Annotated in this window: 12 protein-coding genes and 2 pseudogenes; 7 read left to right on the top strand and 7 right to left on the bottom strand. The window is 34.5% G+C overall.

Annotated elements, in window-relative coordinates:
• Positions 1-196: 196 nt before the first annotated feature.
• A complete protein-coding gene (locus Q0X59_RS04860; RefSeq protein ID WP_297643559.1) occupies positions 197-2,803 on the top strand; it encodes a DUF2156 domain-containing protein in 2,607 nt (868 codons plus the stop codon).
• 167 nt (positions 2,804-2,970) lie between these two features.
• Here Q0X59_RS04860 and Q0X59_RS04855 read toward each other — a convergent pair whose 3' ends face one another.
• The 4 genes from Q0X59_RS04855 to Q0X59_RS04840 all read right to left on the bottom strand — a co-directional run bounded on the left by Q0X59_RS04855 (position 2,971) and on the right by Q0X59_RS04840 (position 7,232).
• The gene (locus Q0X59_RS04855; RefSeq protein WP_297643554.1) at positions 2,971-3,711 is read right to left on the bottom strand and encodes a L,D-transpeptidase; all 741 of its coding nucleotides are present in this window, start codon (positions 3,709-3,711) and stop codon (positions 2,971-2,973) included.
• A gap of 24 nt (positions 3,712-3,735) precedes the next feature.
• Positions 3,736-4,824 carry a redox-regulated ATPase YchF gene (gene ychF, locus Q0X59_RS04850; protein WP_075523251.1) on the bottom strand — a complete coding sequence of 363 codons (1,089 nt, stop codon included), beginning with the start codon at positions 4,822-4,824 and terminating at the stop codon, positions 3,736-3,738.
• Between the two features lie 93 nt (positions 4,825-4,917).
• On the bottom strand, positions 4,918-5,721 hold the full coding sequence (gene proC / locus Q0X59_RS04845; RefSeq protein ID WP_297643551.1) for a pyrroline-5-carboxylate reductase: 804 nt from the start codon (positions 5,719-5,721) through the stop codon (positions 4,918-4,920).
• A 131-nt stretch (positions 5,722-5,852) separates the two neighbouring features.
• Positions 5,853-7,232 (bottom strand): alpha/beta fold hydrolase, encoded by a 1,380-nt coding sequence (locus tag Q0X59_RS04840; protein WP_103042966.1) that lies wholly within the window; start codon positions 7,230-7,232, stop codon positions 5,853-5,855.
• Positions 7,233-7,502: 270 nt separating this feature from the next.
• Here Q0X59_RS04840 and Q0X59_RS04835 point away from each other — a divergent pair, with 270 nt between their 5' ends.
• Entirely contained in the window at positions 7,503-10,193 is a 2,691-nt protein-coding gene (locus Q0X59_RS04835; RefSeq protein ID WP_297643547.1) for a histidine kinase, read from the top strand.
• 17 nt (positions 10,194-10,210) lie between these two features.
• Positions 10,211-10,912 carry a response regulator transcription factor gene (locus Q0X59_RS04830; protein ID WP_075523255.1) on the top strand — a complete coding sequence of 234 codons (702 nt, stop codon included), beginning with the start codon at positions 10,211-10,213 and terminating at the stop codon, positions 10,910-10,912.
• 312 nt (positions 10,913-11,224) lie between these two features.
• Here Q0X59_RS04830 and Q0X59_RS04825 read toward each other — a convergent pair whose 3' ends face one another.
• The 3 genes from Q0X59_RS04825 to Q0X59_RS04815 all read right to left on the bottom strand — a co-directional run bounded on the left by Q0X59_RS04825 (position 11,225) and on the right by Q0X59_RS04815 (position 17,207).
• A complete protein-coding gene (locus Q0X59_RS04825) occupies positions 11,225-13,075 on the bottom strand; it encodes an ATPase (protein ID WP_297643545.1) in 1,851 nt (616 codons plus the stop codon).
• A 526-nt stretch (positions 13,076-13,601) separates the two neighbouring features.
• Positions 13,602-16,292, bottom strand: a complete 2,691-nt coding sequence (locus Q0X59_RS04820) for an FtsX-like permease family protein (RefSeq protein ID WP_297643543.1) — start codon at positions 16,290-16,292, stop codon at positions 13,602-13,604.
• 18 nt (positions 16,293-16,310) lie between these two features.
• Positions 16,311-17,207 carry an ABC transporter ATP-binding protein gene (locus Q0X59_RS04815; RefSeq protein ID WP_230955892.1) on the bottom strand — a complete coding sequence of 299 codons (897 nt, stop codon included), beginning with the start codon at positions 17,205-17,207 and terminating at the stop codon, positions 16,311-16,313.
• A 249-nt stretch (positions 17,208-17,456) separates the two neighbouring features.
• Between Q0X59_RS04815 and Q0X59_RS04810 the strand changes: the two genes are divergently transcribed.
• The 4 genes and pseudogenes from Q0X59_RS04810 to Q0X59_RS04800 form a co-directional block, all read left to right on the top strand.
• The gene (locus Q0X59_RS04810) at positions 17,457-18,119 is read left to right on the top strand and encodes a YraN family protein (protein WP_082266227.1); all 663 of its coding nucleotides are present in this window, start codon (positions 17,457-17,459) and stop codon (positions 18,117-18,119) included.
• Positions 18,119-19,501 (top strand): annotated as a pseudogene (locus Q0X59_RS04805) (ATP-binding protein); the annotation flags it as partial. The gene Q0X59_RS04810 and the pseudogene Q0X59_RS04805, both read left to right, overlap by 1 nt.
• A gap of 162 nt (positions 19,502-19,663) precedes the next feature.
• A pseudogene (locus Q0X59_RS06185) lies at positions 19,664-19,966 on the top strand (ATP-binding protein); the annotation flags it as partial.
• Between the two features lie 204 nt (positions 19,967-20,170).
• A partial coding sequence (locus Q0X59_RS04800) for a DNA-processing protein DprA (protein ID WP_297643535.1) occupies positions 20,171-21,744 on the top strand: 1,574 nt, incomplete at its 3' end.

Raw genomic sequence — 21,744 nt, 5'->3', positions numbered from 1 at the left:
AACTCCAATCACGACAAGCGATGAGCAAAACTCCGTGAAAACAGATGAACAAAACTCAGAACAAAACTCAGAAACAATCCAAGCAATTCTAGATCAACAAACAACTAGAGATACAAACACTTATCAAAAAATACAATCTAAAACACAGAAACAAAACGCACACAACAATCACATGCGTGTAATTTTTAAAGACATAATGTCTTGGATTCGCGGACGCGTTCTTGCAACGTACACAGCAGCAACCTTGATTATTATTAACATAGTCAATTGGATTTTCACAACGATCTCTCACTTGTACGCTAATGGAACAGATACAACTTTGTCTAAATTATTTGTATACAGAAAACCAAAAATTACAAACGCATTATTCTTTGGTCACAATAATATTCCTGTATTTTTATCACAATTATTAAAAACACTTGTTTATGTCAACAGCATATCTTCACTTATGATTAACGCTGCACTTTCAATCATTTTAATTGGTTTAGCAGAAACTCACATGAAAAAAATACGCATGATAAGTATTTCTCTTATCAGCACATGTTCAGGAATAATATTTGGATTAACACTCATAGGCGCACTTTCAACGCTTATTAGCAATTTGGGTTGGATCAGACGTATTCCAATTAGACTTTCACCATTTACATTATTTGTAGGAATCTTTATGGCTGCAGCATACTACCAATCTTTACTTCTTCGAAGAAGAATGCTGGTAGTTGGATACACAATAACATTCGCAATGCTGTTATATAGCGGTAATCCAGGAGATTATTGCACACTTATAGCAGCTATTACAGGTCAAATAATAGGGAAACTCTTATTAAGATCTCATAGAGATAAATCTTCACAAACAAAAAAACAAAGACAATGGTGGCAAGGAACAGACTACGAAGTACGAAGGTTATTTGCAATATCACAAGTAGTTATGGCAATAGGACCAATATTAGCTCTTTCATCTCGTTCTCATGCTGGAATCTTAACAATGTTAGGGCTGTTCATGTCTCCAGAATTAGGAGGAAAATCTTGGCTTACAAGATGCATGAGTAATTCAACTTCTGCAAGCTGCTTACTACATGTAGGATTACATCACACAGCTTATGGAGGATTATGGATTCGCGCTGCCTTACCAATGGTTGCAATGCTTTTAATAGCTTGGGGACTACTACGTGGAAGACGACTTGCAGCATGGACAGCAATCGCAGTTAATACTATCACAGCAATTTTTGCAACAACATACTTTACTATTTTGCCTTTAATTGCATCTATGCAAAACACTCCTAATACAGGTCATAATGCTTCTGCAGTTGCGTTTGCACTCACAGCTTTTCCACCTATTATTATTGTTATTTTATTAGTTTCAAACATTAAACACTTCTCAATTCACACAGATAAACGTCAAGTAATAATAGGTCTTACAATCATATTTTTAACATTACTATTTACTTCAATAGCATACATTTCAATAGGATTGCTATTGCCTCAAAAATTCCATCCTACAGCTAATTTATATAACTTAATACTAGATTTACCAGGGCGATGGATGCCAATGGGATTCGCAAGTAGAACAAGAATAATGCTTATACCTAAAAGCACGCTTATATCAGTAGTTATGCAAAGTATAGGCGTAATTTTCTGGGCAGCAGTAGTATTTGTTTGCGTAAAATGGTTTAGAACTATTATTTCTCTAAATGAAGAAGATCGCAATAAAGCAAGTAAACTAGTAGAATGTGGCGGAGAAACAATGAGTTTCATGACCACTTGGCAAGGAAATCATTACTGGTTTTCTCCTAGTGAAAATTCAGCAATAGCTTATCGCGTTAAATACGGTATTGCTTTAACTCTTACAGGTCCTTTTGGAGAACAAAGCGAATATAGACAAAGCATAAAAGGATTTATACAATTTTGCGAAAAAAATTCGTTGGCACCTGTTTTTTATGCTGTACATGAAAATCAACGTAAGATTTTAGAAGAATTAGGGTTTTCTTCTATAAAAGTCGGAACTGAAATGATTATTAATCCAAATAGTTGGCAAACTCGCGGTAAAAAATGGCAAGATATTCGCACTGCAATAAATAAAGCTAAGCGCGAAGGCATTACAGATATAATGAGTACTTTTGATGAAGCGCAAGATGATATCAAACGACAGATTGTTGAAATTTCTGAAGAATGGGCAGAACTTAAAGCATTACCAGAAATGAAATTTACTCTTGGCGGAATTGAAGAATTACAAGATTCTAGAGTTATTCTTCTTTACGCAATAGATTTACATAACAGAGTTTTAGGAATAACAAGTTGGATGCCTTCATATCAGCACAATAAGATAATTGGTTGGACTCTTGATTTTATGAGACATCGCACAGATAGCCCTAACGGAATTATGGAATTCATCATAGCTAGAATGGCTGAAAGACTACGAGATGAAGGATTAGAACACACAGAATCAGCTGTAAAATTTATGAGCCTATCTGCTGCTCCTCTAGCTGGTATGGAAGATATTGAGGATAAAGATATAGATAAAGATATAGATAAAGATATACAAGAAAACTCCAATGAAAGCAATATTATAAATCATGCTTTAACTATGGTTTCAGACATTTTAGAACCAGCATACGGATTTAAATCTTTATACTTCTTCAAAAAGAAATTCCAACCAGACGCAAATCCTGTATACATTTGTTATCAAGATTCAGCGAAACTCGCTCAAATATCACTTGCTGTTACAAGCTCTTACCTTCCAGAAACAAATCCTAAGCAACTATTAGAAATGATTAAAACATTACAAAATGGTCACAAAAAAGATTAAAATAACGAACAACTCAAAGAAAAAATAATGAATTTTGCGAACATCACAGAGCTAACTTAAACATCTTGAACGAACGCATAATGTTTTGCGCGCATAGTTTCCGTATCTAAACTCTCATGTAATTAGTTGATGCTATTAAATAACAGCATCGTATATTTTATGAAATTTTAGATAATTTTCACTTTCACGCCTTGTGGAATGTTTACATAAATCCACTTAGCATCTGGAACGCTTAATCGCACACAACCATTAGAAGCTTTGTGACCTAATTTACGAGCTTCTGATTTAATATAAGTACCAAATCTGCGACCAGTTGGAACAGTATGGAACAAGTATTTGGACTGTTTGAACCCAACCCAATAATCTCCACCTAAACGCTCTTTAGGATTATAAAAATGAGTTCCTCGATCAGTAATCTTATAAGTACCTTTAGGAGTTAAATTACCGATTCCAGTACTTGCAATCATAGTGTAAAGCACTTCACTACCATTGTATACAGTAACAGTTTGTGAACTTGTGTCTACTTTCAAATAAATATTCTTTTTATCTAAATTTTTAATATCAGGATACGCTCCTCCAGTAGGATTCTTCCAGATGTCGTCAGGATTCTTTTTTTCAGCAGCATCTTTTTTAGAATTTTTACCTGGAGATGGCACAGTATTGCGTTTTTTGAGCTTAATTATATTATGTTTCTTCTTATTAGAAACACTATAAATTTTACTATTAACAGAAGCAACACTTTTTATTGAATAATCAACATATTCCAAATAGTTAATAACTAAAACCATAATAATGATTAAGCCAATAAAACGACGCAACATAGTTCCGTGAGTCCACGAATCAAAAACACTCTTCATCGTATTAGAAAACTTCTTAATATCGTTAGTCACGGCACTAAACACTCGCATAACATCTCCATCAATAATACAGAATCACACATTAAACTTAAACTCAACTATATCTCCATCTTGCATCACATAGTCGCGACCTTCAAGACGAAGCTTTCCTTCTTCCTTGATTTTAGGCATAGAACCATTAGCTTCTACGAAGTCATTGTAAGATACAACTTCTGCTTTAATAAATCCACGCTCAAAATCAGTGTGAATAACTCCAGCAGCTTTAGGAGCAGTCCATCCTTTATGAATTTGCCAAGCATGAACTTCCTTAACACCCGCAGTTAAGTAAGTTTGAAGTCCTAAAATATCAAATCCAACTCGCGCAAGCTGATCTAAACCTGATTCTTTCAAACCAGCATCTTCTAGCATTTCACGAGCATCAGTCTCATCAAGTTCAGTAAGCTCAGACTCAAATTGAGCATTCAAGAATATTGCTTTAGCAGGGGCAACAGAAGCTGAAAGTTTAGACTTTAAATCTTCATCGCAAAGCTCAGAATCATCAACATTGAACACGTAAATAAACGGCTTAGCAGTTAGCAAATGCAAATCATACACATCGTTTTTATCAATAAGCTTTTCGTTATGAGCCTGATCAATTGTCTTTCCAGAAGCAAGAATCTTTTTAGCAAGATTTACAGCATCAACATACTCTTGAGTTACTTTCTTTCCGCGTAAATCTTTTTCTAGCTTTGGCAATGCATTATCAATAGTTTGCATATCTGCAAGAATAAGCTCAGTGTTTATAGTTTCAATATCGTCTGCAGGATCAACTTTGCCGTTTACATGAACAATATCGTCATCGTTAAACGCACGAACAACTTCACAAATTGCGTCTGCTTCACGAATATTTGCAAGGAACTTGTTTCCTAAACCTTCACCTTCAGATGCACCTTTAACAATACCTGCAATATCTACGAAAGTAACTGTTGCTGGCACGATTTTTTCAGTATGAACTAATTTAGCTAATACTGGTAAACGATGATCAGGTAATGGAACAATACCAGTATTCGGCTCAATAGTTGCAAATGGATAATTTTCTGCTAATACATTATTGCGAGTTAAAGCATTAAACATAGTGGACTTGCCAACATTAGGCAAACCAACAATTCCTATTGTTAAAGACATATTCACCTAGTCTAGACCTGCGCGCGGAAAGCACGACACTAATACTAATTTACCAATACTAATTTACTAATACTAATTTACTTTACAATTCGACTATTTATTTTTTTCAATAGCATCTATAGCAGCAATCACATCTCCTCTAAAACCACGAGATTCTAATTCTGCAACACCACGAATAGTGGTTCCTCCTGGAGAACATACAGAATCTTTCATCTCTCCTGGATGCATTCTAGAATCCATATACAATGCTCCAACTCCTTCAATCATTTTAGCTGCTAGACGATAAGCACAATCACGTTTCAATCCGTACTTTACGCCTGCATCTGCTAACGCTTCCATATACATTGACGTAAAAGCAGGAGCACAACTAGAAACACACATAGCAATATTCATATCTTTTGCATCAACATACTCTATTAGAGATATAGGTCCAAAAAGAGCATTAAACATTTTTATTTGCTCTTTCGTTAGACTATTTGTAGATTCAGCTAAAGTTACTCCATTGCAAACAGCAATAGGCGTATTAGGAATAATGCATTGAACATTTGCAGCATTTCCAAGAACTTCTTTATAACGCTCTAAATTCCAACCAGCAGCAACTGAGATTATTGCAATGCCGCGTTTAACAATCAAATTAGAAAGAGGCAAGAGCACAGACTCAATCAGATGAGGCTTTATTGCAATAATAATCACATCACTTACTTGGCATACTTCTAAAGCGCTATGCATAGGACGTATGCCAAGCAAAGAACAATTACGTTCTAATTTCTCATAATGTGCAGCACATGCAACAATATTTGAAGCATTAACACCAGACTTAGTTAGTCCTTTTGCAATTGCTTGCGCCATATTTCCATATCCAATAAATCCTACTGTTGCAACGAAATCAGAACTCATTTCCAATAAAATCCCATCTAAATTTGACCAATTTTCCTATTTTCACGCATGATTATTTACAATACATGAACTGCGAATCTAAATCACTATTCAAGATCACTAATAATAAATCATTATAATAAATCATTAGCTTACTTATATAAAGCTTGTAAATCTCCCCTATCTCTAGCTTCATCTAACAAATGACGAAATACTTTAGAACCATGAACACCATCATGCTCAAATTCATTTGTAGTCCAATAATGTGAATTAGATATACGCGACAACGTATCTAATTGCAATCCAGAATCAACATACAAATCATCGAAATAAACAGCTGCTTGCAGAGGAACTTCATTATTAGATAATTGTTCCTCATCATAAATCTTTCCAAATTTTTTATCTTCCATCATACTATCAACAGCAGGCTTAAACGGACTTAACGCAAGTTCTTGATCAAACATCCAAGGGAATACAGCTTCCCCAGTAAAAAGAAGAGGACGAGCAGAACAAGAAAATTCAGGCATAGAGTCGCGAACTTGTTGAGCTGCCCAACGAATAGGATTATCTAATTCACCATCAGCGTAAATAAACTCCTGAAGAGGCCAATAAAGAGGACTAGAAGAAGTTTCATCCATGATTGAATACAGGAATTCATCACTTAGAGAACCACTGATAGAACCACCACTATGTTTAAATGCTTTAAGAGAACCATCTGCATCAGAAAAAGCAGAATCGAGCACCCAATGAATTCTCTCAAAACTCGGTTTCATACCAAAAGACGAGCCTAAGGTTTGTAATCTTTCAACAGTAAGATTTTCACCATTAGGAAGAACTACATCTCCTTGCGAAATTCTATCTGCAATAGCAGCAACTCTAGCAACATCTTGCGGATATCTCTCATAGAATTGCTCTGTTTTTGTGGCCATACGAGGGAATGTATGTTCATATACTTCGCGAGCATTAGCTGGAACATGAGGAATACCGCCAGTTGTGAAACTAGCGATTAGACCTTGTGGGAATAGCGATAGATAAGTAAGAGTTAAGAATCCACCATAACTTTGCCCTAATGAAACCCACGGCTTAGCATCAAATTCACTAATACGCAAATGCTCAAAATCACGAACAATAGAATCAGCTAAGAAACGCTTCAAATACCAAGCTTGATGTTCAACACTAACACCGTCAGCAGCCATACGTTTCATAGTTGAAGCATCAACTCTAGAAGAGCGACCAACTCCACGCTGATCAGGCAAAACTATTCTAAAATGTTTAACAGCTTCTTCAATCCAACCATCACTAGAAGGTGAAAGAGGACGAGGGCACTGCCCACCAGGTCCTCCTTGCAAGAACACAAGCAACGGCAAATCGTCATGCGCGTGCTGCGGAGAAGTAATAACTCTACAAAATAGACGAATTGTTTCACCTTTAACTTGATCTCCTGGAGTATTTCCTTCCCAATCAAGAGGCACATCTATAGCACGTTCTTCTACGTATAACCCTGGTACGTAATAATGTGTTAATAAAGTCATGACAACTCGCCTTTCTACACAAAATTCTTAAGCGAAACTATAGATAACTATAAGACATATTCTACTAACAAATAATCTATCAATGTGAAATTAACTACGAATTTACTATATTTTACTCTATTAGAATAAAACACAAAATCATGCAAATATACGAAATCATGCGAATATACGAAATCATTCAACAAAAACACAAAAGCAAAAATGCTAAAAATCGCAAATCATACTAAAGTTCGATTGTTCTATAAAGAACTATGCATTAGCCTAGTAGATATGAATATACAGCATGCACTACGAAATGCAATGAATCGCTTAAGAAATGAAATAACAATAAAAGATCTGATTGGTAGTATATTCATTATTTTTATATCTTTTACAATGTTTAAATATCCTTGGAATAGAATTGATGGTCTTATAACACAAGGAAGTATAGTAACTGTCATAATAGTTAGAATTGTTATTGCATCACTGATATGCGTGCGTAAAATATGGCCAAGCCAAGTAGCTATTATCTTTATTTGCGTTTGCATAATCCACTTGCTTTTAGGACCATCTCTACTTTTTGATGATTTTCTAGGATTTATTTTACTTTCTAACGTTATTTCAAGAGGAAAACCTGAACATTCTAGAGCATTTGTTATTGCTGCTTATATAACTACTATTTTGTCTGCTATTTCAATATCTTGGTCAATCGTAATAGGATCATTTTCAGGAAAAGCAAGTAAAGGAATAATATACGCTTGCAAAATTTATAATCCTTCAGCAAACCATCCAGCTGTGTGCACATCAATTATTTTGAATTTCGCGCTACCTTCAGTAATTTTTGCAATTATAGCAACTACTATCACAGTTATTATTGGTTATTGGCAACGCTCAAGCTTGCATTTTATTAAACTTTTGCAAGAAAATAATGCAACTATTTTAGCTAATCGCAAACACTGGCAACATATTACCGTCACTTCTGAGCGTGCAAGAATTGCTAGAGAGATGCATGATATAGTTGCACATACGCTTTCGATTATCATAGTGCAATCAGATGGCGGAAGATACGCTGCATCACACGATATTCCTCTTGCTAAAAAAACTATGATCATAATTAAAAATGAAGCAGAACGAGCAATTAACGATATGAAGAAAATGCTAAAAGCATTAAGCGAAACTTCTTCACATGAAGATAATTACTCTGAAATATCTTCACTTATTGAGCAAGCTAGAGTTGCATCTCCAAATAATATTTTTTGGCATACTGTCGATGGGAAAAACTCTTCAAACATGCTTGATTCACAAGCGCAAGCCGTAGCTTATAGAGTTATACAAGAAGCACTTAGTAATATACGAAAGCATGCTGGAGATAGCGTTAGAGTTAAAATTCATGAACAATGGGATCTTAAAGGCTTAACTTTAATAATTAACAATGAAATAAATAAAAATGGATCAGAATCTTCTCAAAATATCAACTCAAAAACAAAACACGGATATGGCTTAATCGGAATGAAAGAACGACTTGAGCGCATAAACGGTAAATTAACTTCCGGAAAACTAGAAGATGGATCATTTAATATTATTGCTTTCATACCATATTCTTATCAAAACGATAAAGCGACACTAAAATTATTAGGTAATAGAATATCAGAAATAAAACACTCAAGCTCACGAATTGAAGCAACTAGTTCAAACTTAAAAACAAATCCTATCAATATAGAAAATACTAATAAAAATGAAACACAAACTTTAATAGAAAATAGTGAGCAAAATATAAAAAATATAAAAGATACAGGAAAAGGATTTAATAGTAAAAAAGTTAGATCAGAAAATAATATTGAAAAAATATCTCAATGGATGCAACAACACTGGCTTATAGGAGATATTATTTGTTACTCTCCATGGCTCATACTTTTCCTTATAATTCCAACATACGATTCAATTCTAGGAAATACAGTACCTTACGATAATTGCAATACAATTTTCGTTAATATAATGTATAGAGTATTTACACTAACAACTATAGTTCCTATGATGTTTCGGCGAAAAGCTCCAACAGCATGCGCTATAATTGTTTCAATTTGTTCTGCATTACAATTGATTTTCTTACAAAATATTATTTATGCAAACTTAACTGTGCCTGCTATTATCTATGCATCAGTTCTATATGGGAAAAAGAACACATGGAAATGGGTTAGCGCAGCCACTCTTGTTGAATGCACTATTTTCGGCATAAAAACTGCTATTTCTTCGCGAAAATTTACAATGAACGTAACTCTGTTCCAATTTTTCGATTCTAAGTATAATATTTCCAATTTTTATGATTTCACGCAAATTATAGCAATTGGACTTATTATAGGATTTTTACTTTCTATAGTTTTATTTATTGTGATTGCTTTTGCATACTATAAGCGAAATGACAATAATAACTTGTTACTTCTTAAAACTAGAAAAATTGAATTAGAAAAAGAACAACAACAATTACAAACTCTTATTGCTAACGCAGAAAGACAACGTATTAGCGCAAATATTCAACAAGAAGTTTCTGTTACATTGCACAGAGTTATAAACGCTGCAAATAATGGAATTTCAATGCTAAACGAATACGAAAAAGCAAAAAACAACGAGAATACAGAAGATAACGAAAACAACAACGAAGACAACAACACAAATATAGATAACAACAACAATATAGAAGCCAACAACAAAAACAACAAAAACAACAATTTGCAACCTTCAAATGACATAGATCAACAAAAAGAAGATATTGAAAAAGCATTCAAAAATATTGGTAGCGAAGGTCGCTCAGCTCTTAAATATATGCGAAATTTGCTTGGAATTTTACGAGAAACCGGCTCTAGCGATGAAGCAATAAATAAAAATACAAATGTTCACAATTCAAAAAACAATAAACTAGTATTACATCCTGCATCTTCTATTGATGAACAAATTCAACACAGTATTGAAAATAAGCAACAATAACTTGATACTATTAAATTATGGAAAACATTGGAATAATTCGCATAGCAATCGCAGATGATCAAGAGCTAGTACGCGCTGGCTTTGCAATGGTAATCAACTCACAAAAAGATATGCGCGTTGTAGCTCAAGCTAACAGCGGCGAGCAAATGGTTAAGCTTTCAGAAATTGAGAAACCAGATATTATTTTAATGGATGTTAGAATGCCAAGCATGGATGGCTTAGAAGCAACTCGTAAGATTTTGCAACAAAAAATAAGCGTAAATACTCGAATTATTATTCTAACAACTTTTGATCTTGACGAATATGTTATGGCTGCAATTCATGCTGGAGCATCAGGATTTTTACTTAAAGATACAGAACCAGAAACATTACTTAATTCAATAAGAACTGTTTATCAAGGGAATGCAATTATTGCACCTAGTGCAACTAAACGCTTGATTGAAAATATGATGGAACATAATTCAAGCAATTATTCAAATAATAACGATAAAAATTCACAAAATATAACGAATACTAAAGTATCAGAATTAACTGATCGCGAATTAGAAGTTTTAATAGAACTTGCACACGGATTATCGAATCAAGAAATTGCAAGCAAATTATTCATTGGACTACCAACAGTTAAAACACACGTAGCGCATATTCTATCTAAAATAAATGCTAGAGATCGAGTTCAAGCAGTTGTTTATGCATACGAAAATAATTTAATTAAACATTAAATTTATACTTTTAATCTTATTCTTGCAATAAGTTTAATTTTACGATTTATTATAAAACTTATTTATAAGTATTTTTTAAGCGTGTATCTTACTTATCCTGCTTATCTTACTTATCTTCATATCTGCTCAATAGTTTTAAGAATAATGCAAAATACAAAACTCAATTCTTTTATCATTATCTATTAGATAAGAATACATATTACTAAATTCAAAAGAGGTTGAAATGCACTATGCAATTTCAACCTCTTTCTAGTCACAAACTGTGATATAAGCTTAAAGAAGCTACATAATATTTCGATTCTGCTGTACTTATTACTTACGTCGATGACGCATAACAGTAACACCAGTAGCTGCAATACCTGCAAAAGCAACAAGCGCTACAACAGCCAAAATTATATTCTCAGCAACCTTATTCTCTCTTACAGAACTTGCTTCAGTATGCGATTTATCTCTAGCAACAGGCTCTTTTTCTTTAACTTCTTCACTTCCTTCAGTGCTTTCAACTTCTTTAGCATTTGATTCTGGAACCTGAGAGTCAGAAGAATTACCATTTTTAGAAGAATTGTTCGAATTAGTATTCGTATGCGATTGAGCTTTACTTGCTGAATCATTCGATTTACTCGAAGATTTAGACACACGAACTACTGCTGCTTTAATCGGTTTTTCTTCTTTAGATTTGCTAACTACTTTAACAGATTCTTCTACTTTATTAACACGATTAGAAGAAGTTTCTTTAGTTTCACTTGAAGGCGCTTCGGAAGGAGTTTCAGAAGAAGTTCCAGAATGCTTTTTAGAAGGCGCTCCCGAAGAATCAGAATTATCTTTTGAATTTACAGAAGATTGCGGATTATTAGGAGCAATTCTTCTTTCAGATTCATTAGATTGTGTTTGAGAATCAGAATTATTTCTTTTAGGAACAGATGAAGTAGAGCCACTTTCAGAGCTCTTCTTCTTATTTTCCGCTTTGTAAGCTTTCAAAGCTTCAAGTTCAGCTAATGCAAGACTATGCTGATTCTTAAGATCCTTCAAAGTATCTTCTAAATTATTCTTTGCTTTTTCACCGTTTACTTTCGTAGTTTGTGAATTTTTTAGAAGATCTTTAAGTACAGCAATATTTGTTCGCAAACCTTCAATCTTTTCATTTCTTTCAGATTCATTATAAGAAAGCTCATAACTGTTGATATCTACTTCTATCGCAGAAAGCTCTTCTTTAATTTTTTCAATAGAACTAGTCTTATCATTGAAATCTTTAAGCTTATCTTCTGTATCTTGTTTTGCAATGTCTAAATCTTGCTTAATACTTTCAAGCTGCTTAGATTGTTCTTCGAACGACTTTACAGCTTCATTAAACTTAGGCTCAAGCTGATTCAAAGTAGAATTCATATCGCTAAGCTTAAGCTTCTTTACACCAATTTCCTGATTTAAAGAATTAAACTCTTTGTCAGCATTTTCAAGATCAGAACGCAATTTATCATAATCTGCATTATCTTGATGCTCTGCAGCTTCCAATGCTTTATTAGCTTCATCTACTTTAGCACTAAGTTTTAGCAGAGCAGCTCTATCCTTTTCTATTTCTTCAGAAAGAACTTTAATGTCTGAATTAAGAACCTGCATCTTATTCTCATAGTTTTTATATATTTTCTCGTATGAATCTTTCTTAGAAGATTCTTCACTCTCAAGAGAAATAAGAGAATCTAATTCATTTTTTGATTTTTCATAATTTTCTTTAGACTGTTCTTTTTGAATCTCAAGACTTTTAAGTTCTACTTTTTTTAGCTGCTTTTGCTTCTTAAGATCTTTTATAGCAGCTTGTGCTTGAGCTAAATCAGTTCCAATAACTTTATTTATTCCATCAAGTTCTTTTTGTCTTTGTGCAATACCTTTTGTTAGAGTCTGAATATCCTCTATAGTCTTATTTAACTTATTGACTACATCTTCAAGATTTTTAGTTTGCTCATCAATTTTAGACTTTAATTCTTCAATGTTACGCTCAACTTGCAATAATTTATTTTCAGTAGACGCATTAACAGTCGTCTCTGATACCGTAAGAGTATTATCTTTTACTTCGTTCGCTGCATCTTTAGCCCATGCTGGCATTGGACTTTGCAAAGACAACAACAATCCTGCGATTACTGCGGCAGATTTTTTATTGACCGTTACCATATTTTCTACTCCTTGCTCGTAGCGGCCTTCATGTCTAACTTATGTCAGCAGTCAATCTGAGCATAACAAAGTAATAAATACAAAAACAAGTCAAAAGATACGGAATATTTCCTGTTAACAAATTGATTACGTATATTAAACATAACAAATTCAAGAATATGCTGAAAAACTTGATTATACAGTGGATAAATATACACTATGTTGAATGTTATTCGTAAACAATACTTACTTTTTTACAAATTAAAACCGCTTACACTCTGCGTGTCGAAAGCTTAACAGAAAAAAATAATGCCAACACGTGATTAAACATGTCAGCACTACTTTAAACGTTTTAGTTACATAAAATTTTTAGCTGTTATAAGAAATTACTTAATATTTTTCATTGCACATATTTTATTTAATTATTGTATACATTGTTTATTCCGCTGCGGCAGCTGCTGAATAAAGTAATATCATTTAGTTAAAAATATGCATAATTAAAGGGTTATAGACCAAGATGCCTATAACCCTTTAATTATTGTAAATACTATTCGTCTGCAAGAGCAACAACAGGCGAAGACTTAACTGCTCTACGAGCTGGAAGCACACTGGAAAGAAGCGCTGCAAACAAAGCAATTAGAGCGAGAACCGCGTAAATAGTCCAATCAATTACAAACGGAACTTTGCCAATTACGCTAAACACCATGTAGGATCCAATCCATCCAAACACTGTTCCAACAATCAAGCCAGAAACAGTGCTTGTTAGTGAAATCAATGTTGCTTCCATCGCAAGAGATCTCCTAACCTGTCCCCTTGTCATGCCTATTGCACGCAAAGTTGCAGATTCTTTAGTTCGCTCAATAACAGACAAGCTTAGCGTGTTTGCAACGCCTATTAAAGCAATCACAACAGCTACTGCTATTAAGCCAACGAGAAGCATCATCATTGTATCAATAGCACTCTCCCACATCGCTCGCTCAAACACGCTTCCTGTAGACATAACTTCCGCATAGTTAGATGTAACATTTCGAATATTTTTAACAATATCTATAAGATTCGCATTTCTAGAATTCAGCGAAATGAGCAGAATATGCGTTGTAGGCTTAAGGTAGTTATTGAAGTAAGATTTGCTAACAAAAGAAGTATTGTTTGAATCTACTGAAACATTTCGATACTTCTTAAACTGAACTTGCTTTACAGTAATACTCTTATTATTGTTACTAGAATCCGTATTCATGCCAGTAAATGGCGTAAAATTATCATTATTATCGTCATTAGAATTGTACTTTTCTACGTAAGCTTGCAAATTAAGACTTCCCTTTTTAAGATCAAAAGGTTCTTCACCTTCATCAGGCTTAGGTAAAAGCACAGAATCCTTGTTTATATTAACGCCATCGAGATCAGTGTGCATTACATTTCGAAGTTGATCTACATTATCAACTCCAGCTACCAGAGTGTATTCAGTTTCACCTTTAGCATTCTTAAAAGTCATAGGAACTGCAGGAAGCAACTCAGTATGCTTTATTCCACTAATCTTTGAAATGTCAGCAGCTAAAGACTCATCAACATTCTTACCTTGAACAATAATGTCAACACTGTAACGATCGTCAACAACACCTTTAAGAGTTGCTTTACCGCAAATTGCGCCAGTTACAACTGTTGAAACAAGCGTTACACCAATAAGCAAAGCAGTTCCAGTCGCTGCAACTCTTCTAGGATTTCGCTGTACGTTTGCGTTAGCAACTTTAGATGAAGGCCCACAAAGTGCCATAACTGCGCCAGTTGCTCTCATAGCAAACGGCATCCAGAATGTTGCAGTAATAACAATACCAATGAACACAAGCGAGCATCCAAAAATCGCTCCAAGCAAAGTCATCCAAGAGTTCGAACCAGCATTAACTGACCTCCCAGCAAGCATGCTTGCTAAAATATTAATACTTAAAGCTGTAGCTAAAATACCAGCAACAATAAATATCACTCCGAAAACAGCACGAAGAATACTTGCTCGCTTATCTTTAATCAAATCCATTGGACGCAACGCTTCCATCGGAGTTACTTTTGTAGCAGAACGAGCAGCACTCATAGAAGCAAGAACTGTTACAATTGCGCCAATTACTATTGGCCATACAATCGCAGGAAGTGAAACAATCAAAGGAATCTTAGATAATGGTCCAGAATTAATATTCACGTTACTAATTGCGCCCATAAATCCAATTGCACAAAGCACGCCAATAGAAGCAGAAATAACTCCAAGTATTGCAGCTTCAAGTAAAACTGCTGCATAAAGCTGATGCGATTGTGCGCCAATCACGCGCAAAAGTGCAAGAGTTCTCCTACGCTGTGCAACTAATACTTGGAACGTGTTTGCAATAACAAGAGAAGAAACCAGCAGAGCTAAAACACCAAACGACATAAGGAACATAGTTATAAAATTAGTGCCGTTGGAAATATTTCGAACAGCTCTTACACCAACTTCATGCCTAGACATAAGTGAGAATTGCTCTGGAAGCAAAGCGTTAATCTTATGAGATAAATCGTTTATTTTAGATTCATCAATACTCATGTATACTTTGCTTTGCACAACTTGATTGTCAAAATTCTTAAGATTATTGAGTTTTGCACAAAAATCATTCGTTACGCCACCAAGATACGTACCGCGATATGAAGTTGGTATTTGAGAATGTTCTCCATCGTCTACAAGACCAACCACACGAACATCGTACGATTTTTCTTTATCTCCGCCAGTGTCATCTACTTTAACCAAAGTTATAGTATCGCCAACGTTTGCATGTATTGATTTAGCAATACTTTTAATAAGCGTAATTTCGCCTATTTTTTGTGGATCTCTACCTTCTGTTGATTTATACACAGGAAGATTTCCATACAAACCACTAGACCAAGCAATACTCGTAACTGATTTATCACCTTTTTCTACTCTTACAAGCGCAGTCGCATCGTCACTGCGAATACCGTTGACACCATGCATCTTCGATATTTTGTCTAAATGAAGGTCTTTATAATGAATTCCACTATTCGGAGAATTGTTAGAGCTTTTAGATGAGATTGCATAATTTGCGCTATGGAATTCTTCCGTTGCATTGCGAACCATCAAGTCGTCAACACTGTTTACAAAAAGCAAAGTAGCGCTCATAAACATGCTGCCTATAAGAATTGCAATTCCAGAGGCGATTAGCATGCGTACGCTTTTACGCATAAGTTTTAGTGCAATTTTCCACATTCTAACTTCACCACCTTGTTATTGCAATTGAGCAGAATTATAAGAATTAGAAGATGCATCAGAATTTACGTATACGCTAGGCTCTTCACTTCGCTCCATAAGCATCTTGCTCATGCCTTGTGCAGTAGGATTTTGCACGTCTTCAACGATTTGACCATCTGCAAATACGATTGCTCGATCTGCATAAGACGCTGCAACTGCATCATGCGTAACCATAATCACAGTTTGACCAAACTCAGTTACAGACTTCTTCAAGAAACGCAAAACTTCTGAACTAGAAGCAGAATCGAGATTACCAGTAGGCTCGTCTGCAAAAACTACGGAAGGCTTAGAAATCAAAGCTCTAGCAATTGCAACTCTCTGACGCTGACCACCAGAAAGCTCAGCAGGCCTGTGCTTTAAACGATCTTGCAAGCCAAGAGTTAAAACCAAAGTGTTAAACCATTGCTTATCTGGCTTTTTGCCTGCCAAAGTAAGAGGCATAAGAATATTTTGCTCAGCGTCAAACATTGGAAGAAGATTAAAACTTTGGAAAATAAAACCAACCATTTCACGACGCATAAGCGTAAGCTGTTTGTCATTCATGGTTGTAATATCTAAGCCATCAACTAAAACTTTTCCGAAATTAACGCTGTCAAGACCAGCTAAAGCATGCATTAAAGTTGATTTACCAGAGCCAGACGGGCCCATAATTGCAGTAAATTTACCACGCTCAAAGCTAACGCTTACATCGCGCAAAGCGTGAACAATACCTGCACCCTTTCCGAAATCTTTTACAACATGCAAAGCTGCAACTGCTGTTTCACCAATTAGCTCCGAATCAATATTATTTGAAGTAAATCTATTATCTTTTGCATCAATTCCAAATTCATACGTATTATTCGCATATGAATTTTGTCCATATTCACTATCCATTCCAGCTCCTTTATAGATTTAATTGATTGCATAGTAAACCTATTGCTAATAATCAAACTTAAAGTAAATTATTATGAATTGATATCGTTCTAAAGATTGAAATTTATTAAATAAAAAAATTTAACTCAAACTTAAGTATGATTTGAAGTTTTAATTATTGATTTTAAACACAACACGCCGTTAAAGAACTTCTGACCACATAGATTCAAAAAACTGGATTTCTTCGATTTTCATTGATGAAATAACAACATGGAAGAAACACATTACGATTATGAAACAAACACAGATTGCGAATCATATTATGCTAGCAACTCAGCAAACTATGAACTCGACAATTGGGAAAAGTATATTTCAAACCAACTCTCGCACACAGCAAAATCTATGTGCGAAGAAAAAGATAGCAAGAAAATTGGCGCTCTAGGAGAATCATACGCAACATTAAAACTTATGCAAAAAGGATGGATACTTCTAGATCGAAACTGGCATTGCCGATTTGGCGAATTAGATATTGTGATGATAACTCCTCAAAAAATATTAGTTTTTGTAGAAGTAAAAACCAGAAGAAGCATTAAATGCGGAACACCAATGGAAGCAATAACTTATAAAAAATGTGTAAAAACGCGCAAAACTGCTATGAAATGGTTACAAGAAAATGGCTCAAAAATTTGCCACTACATCACAAGATTCGATGCAATATCTATAACAATTGCAACGAAAAACGTGAACAACAATGCAAATAACACAAAAATTATAAAAGAAAACGCTGTTATAAGCGAAAACACAAGCACAACCAGCGAAAACACAAGCACAACTAGTAAAAACACAAGCACAACTAACGAAAAGAAATTTTACGAAAACAATGAATCAATAGAAGAAAATATTCAATTCAAACACGTTCAAGGAGCATTCTAATGACGATCGGAAACGCGTTATCTGTAGGTCTTATAGGTCTTAAAGCATTTACAATACAAATACAATCATTCATATCTCCAGGTCTTCCAGCTTTTTCTATTATTGGATTACCAGATACTTCACTTAGCGAAGCAAGAGAAAGAGTAAAATCAGCTTATCAATCATTGCATTGCGATTGGCCGGAATCACGAATAACAGTCAATCTTTCACCAGCTTCTATGCCTAAAAGCGGATCTTCATATGATTTAGCAATTGCATCAAGCATTTTAAGCGCTAAAGGTATTATTCCTCTACAATCTTTAGACAATACTGTTATTTTAGGAGAACTTAACTTAGATGGAACAGTTCTTCCAATTAACGGATTACTACCAATATCTTTATTTGCTCAAGAAATGGGAATAAAAAGGATGATTATCCCACAAGCAAATCTTGATGAAGCTAATTTAGTAGACGGCATCGATGCAATTGGAATAAAACATATTCTTGATTTAGTTGATGAACTTCATGGAAAACTTGATTCTAAGAATAGAAAATATGCACAATTAAACAGAGAACGCGCATTACAAGCAACTGGAAACTCTTCATATGAGCACATACAAGTAAGCGAGCGCTGCAACAAAAATTTCAATAGAGGCGAAAATAATAGTAATAATTTCGACTATAGCAATAAAAATGATACTGAAAATCAGAAAAAAGCTGAGCAAAAACACACATCAGCGCAAAAATCAATTTTAGAATCAGACATACAACACTCTATTGGAGATATGTCTGAAGTTCTTGGACAAGAACACACAAAATGGGCTTTGCAAGTTGCAGCAGCAGGAGGACATCATGTTATGATGATTGGACCTCCAGGATCTGGAAAAACTATGCTCGCTTCACGCATGCCTGGAATAATGTGCCCTCTTAATGAAAAAGAGCAGCTAGAAGTAGCATCTATAAGATCTTTATGCGGAACTTTACCATATTACGGAATTAGTGACATACCGCCTTTCGAAGCACCTCACCACACTTCTTCATCTGCTTCTCTTATAGGAGGAGGAACAGGAATCGCAAAACCTGGAATTATTACACGCGCACATTGTGGAGTTCTTTTCATGGATGAAGCACCAGAATTTTCACCACGAGTTTTACAAACATTGCGAGAACCTTTGGAATCTGGATTCATAGCAGTATCGAGATCTAAAGGAACTACTTTTTATCCTGCAAAATTCCAACTTATAATTGCAGCAAATCCTTGCCCTTGTGGATATGCATATGGAAACGGCGAAAGATGCACGTGCAAAGAGAAAGACAGAATACGCTATTTTTCTAGGCTTTCAGGACCAATTTTAGATCGAATTGATATTCAAATGGATGTGCCACCAGTTGAAAGAATAATGATTGCGCAAAACGCACGCGACATAAAATCAAACGCTAACAATTCTAATTTAAGTAATAACGAGAAAAATAATTATGAAACTAATAAATATGAAACTAATAAATTAGAACAGCAAAGTTATATAAAACAAAATAACTTAAACAATAATGCTCTCTACAATGGAAAGCCTATACTAACTAGTGCAATGATGCGGAAAAATGTTACAACAGCTAGACGAATAGCACAAGTTAGATTCGTCAAACAAGGCTGGAATTGCAACGCACAAGCTTCTGGTACATGGCTAAGAAAATATACTTCAAAACATGCTTTAATGCTTGTAAATAACGCTCTAGAAAAACATCAATTGAGTTTACGAGGAGCAGATAGAGCATTAAGACTTGCATGGACTCTTGCAGATATTGCAGGTCACGTTTCGCCTGACGTAACAGATATGGCTCAAGCAATTAGCTTAAGAACAAGAATATAAGTAAAAACAGAACAGCGAAAACAGCCAAAACAAAACTTACAAAAACAAACAGCGAAAACTAAAAGGCGAAAACAAACAGCCAAAACAGCCAGAGAAAAACATGCGAGTATAAAAGCGTTCCTGTTATACACAAACATGTAGATGCAAACTGGATGAACACAGCAAAAGTATCTACAAAAATACATTTAAAAACAAGGAAAAAATATGAACACTTATAAAATAAATAATTTGCGCACAAGGGTGCAAAAAACAGAAAACACTACAAAAGAATCATTAAATGAAAGCAATTTTTGCGTTAAACAAAGTAATAACAACAACCAAACAGATAGTTTAAACGAAGTAAAAGAATCAAGTTCAAGTGATCTTTATGAAATTGACGCAGAAACGTTATCAAGAGCAATATTGACATTCTGCTTAGATGGAGCAGATGCGATTATGTATGCTTTAATACTTGGAGCACCAAACGCTTGCGCAATAGTACAAAAATTACGTATGATTACAGCAATTTTATGCGAAAAATATGAATCTACATATAAAAACGACAATAAACAATTGAAACTTATACTAGATGAAACTCAAATAACAAAATCCAATACAAGCTTAGAAAATAGCGAACAAAATATAAATAATGAAAACTCAAATATATATAAACACGAAACACAAATATCTAAAAATTACGATTCTTCTACAGATAAAAACTCAAATGAAGAATTTATTAAGATAATTGAAAACAATCCTCATACTAATGTTATAGAACAATACTTTTTACAAGGACTTTCATCATGGGGATACAAAAATACTCAATGCTTAACTTCAACTTTACATCGCTCAATTATAAAATGGTGCATGAGATTAAGTCATTTACCATCATGGAATATTCAGCAACTAACTTCATGGTTTACAATGAACAAAACTCAATGGATTATTTCTCCAAGCAGCTCTTATTGGCCAATTCAACTTCAAGACTTGGCGCTACACGGAAGATGGGCTCCACCACTATGCTTATGGGGATTAGGAAACCCTGGAGCTTTAATACAATGCAATCACCCTATAGCAATCGTTGGATCAAGAGGATGCGATGATTATGGACATGAAATAGCAAGAAGATTAGCGTACGAAAGCTCATTAAGAGGTCATACAGTAATATCTGGAGGAGCTATGGGAATCGATGCAGCAGCACATTGGGGCTCATTAGAATCACGCGAAGTTTGCGAATCACAATCAACTCCTTCTGGATCAACAATTGCTGTATTTGCAGGAGGACTAAATAATATTGGTCCTAGCTCTAATGCAAATCTTTTTAAAAAAATAATCACAAATGGTGGAGCATGTATAAGCGAATTATGCCCAAATACAACACCGATTGCTAGAAGATTTTTAATAAGAAATCGCATTATTGCAGCACTCGCTTCTAAAGTTATAGTAGCTCAAGCTCGAATTAGATCTGGTGCACTTAACACTGCTTGCTGGGCAACAAATTTAAATCGTGAACTATATGCAATACCTGGAGATATTACTAGTCCACATAACACAGGATGCAATGAACTAATTAGCGATGGAAAAGCCATCATGATATGTTCTTTTGGAGATATTGAATCTATATACCCGAATAATCATAAAGCAAAACTAGAAGATTCAATTAAAAATAAGACTTTTAAGGCAAAATACTGCTATGACAGTAGCAATGATACAAACATGAACTCGCATAAGAAAATCAATAATGACACAAACAACCACACAAACAACCACACAAACAACCACACAAACAACCACACAAA

Origin of the sequence: uncultured Gardnerella sp., from assembly GCF_947280595.1 — a bacterium.
GTDB classification, from domain to species: Bacteria; Actinomycetota; Actinomycetes; order Actinomycetales; family Bifidobacteriaceae; genus Bifidobacterium; species Bifidobacterium vaginale_A.
The sequence above is the reverse complement of the archived record's forward strand: the minus strand, read 5'-3'. Positions and strand labels throughout refer to the sequence as shown.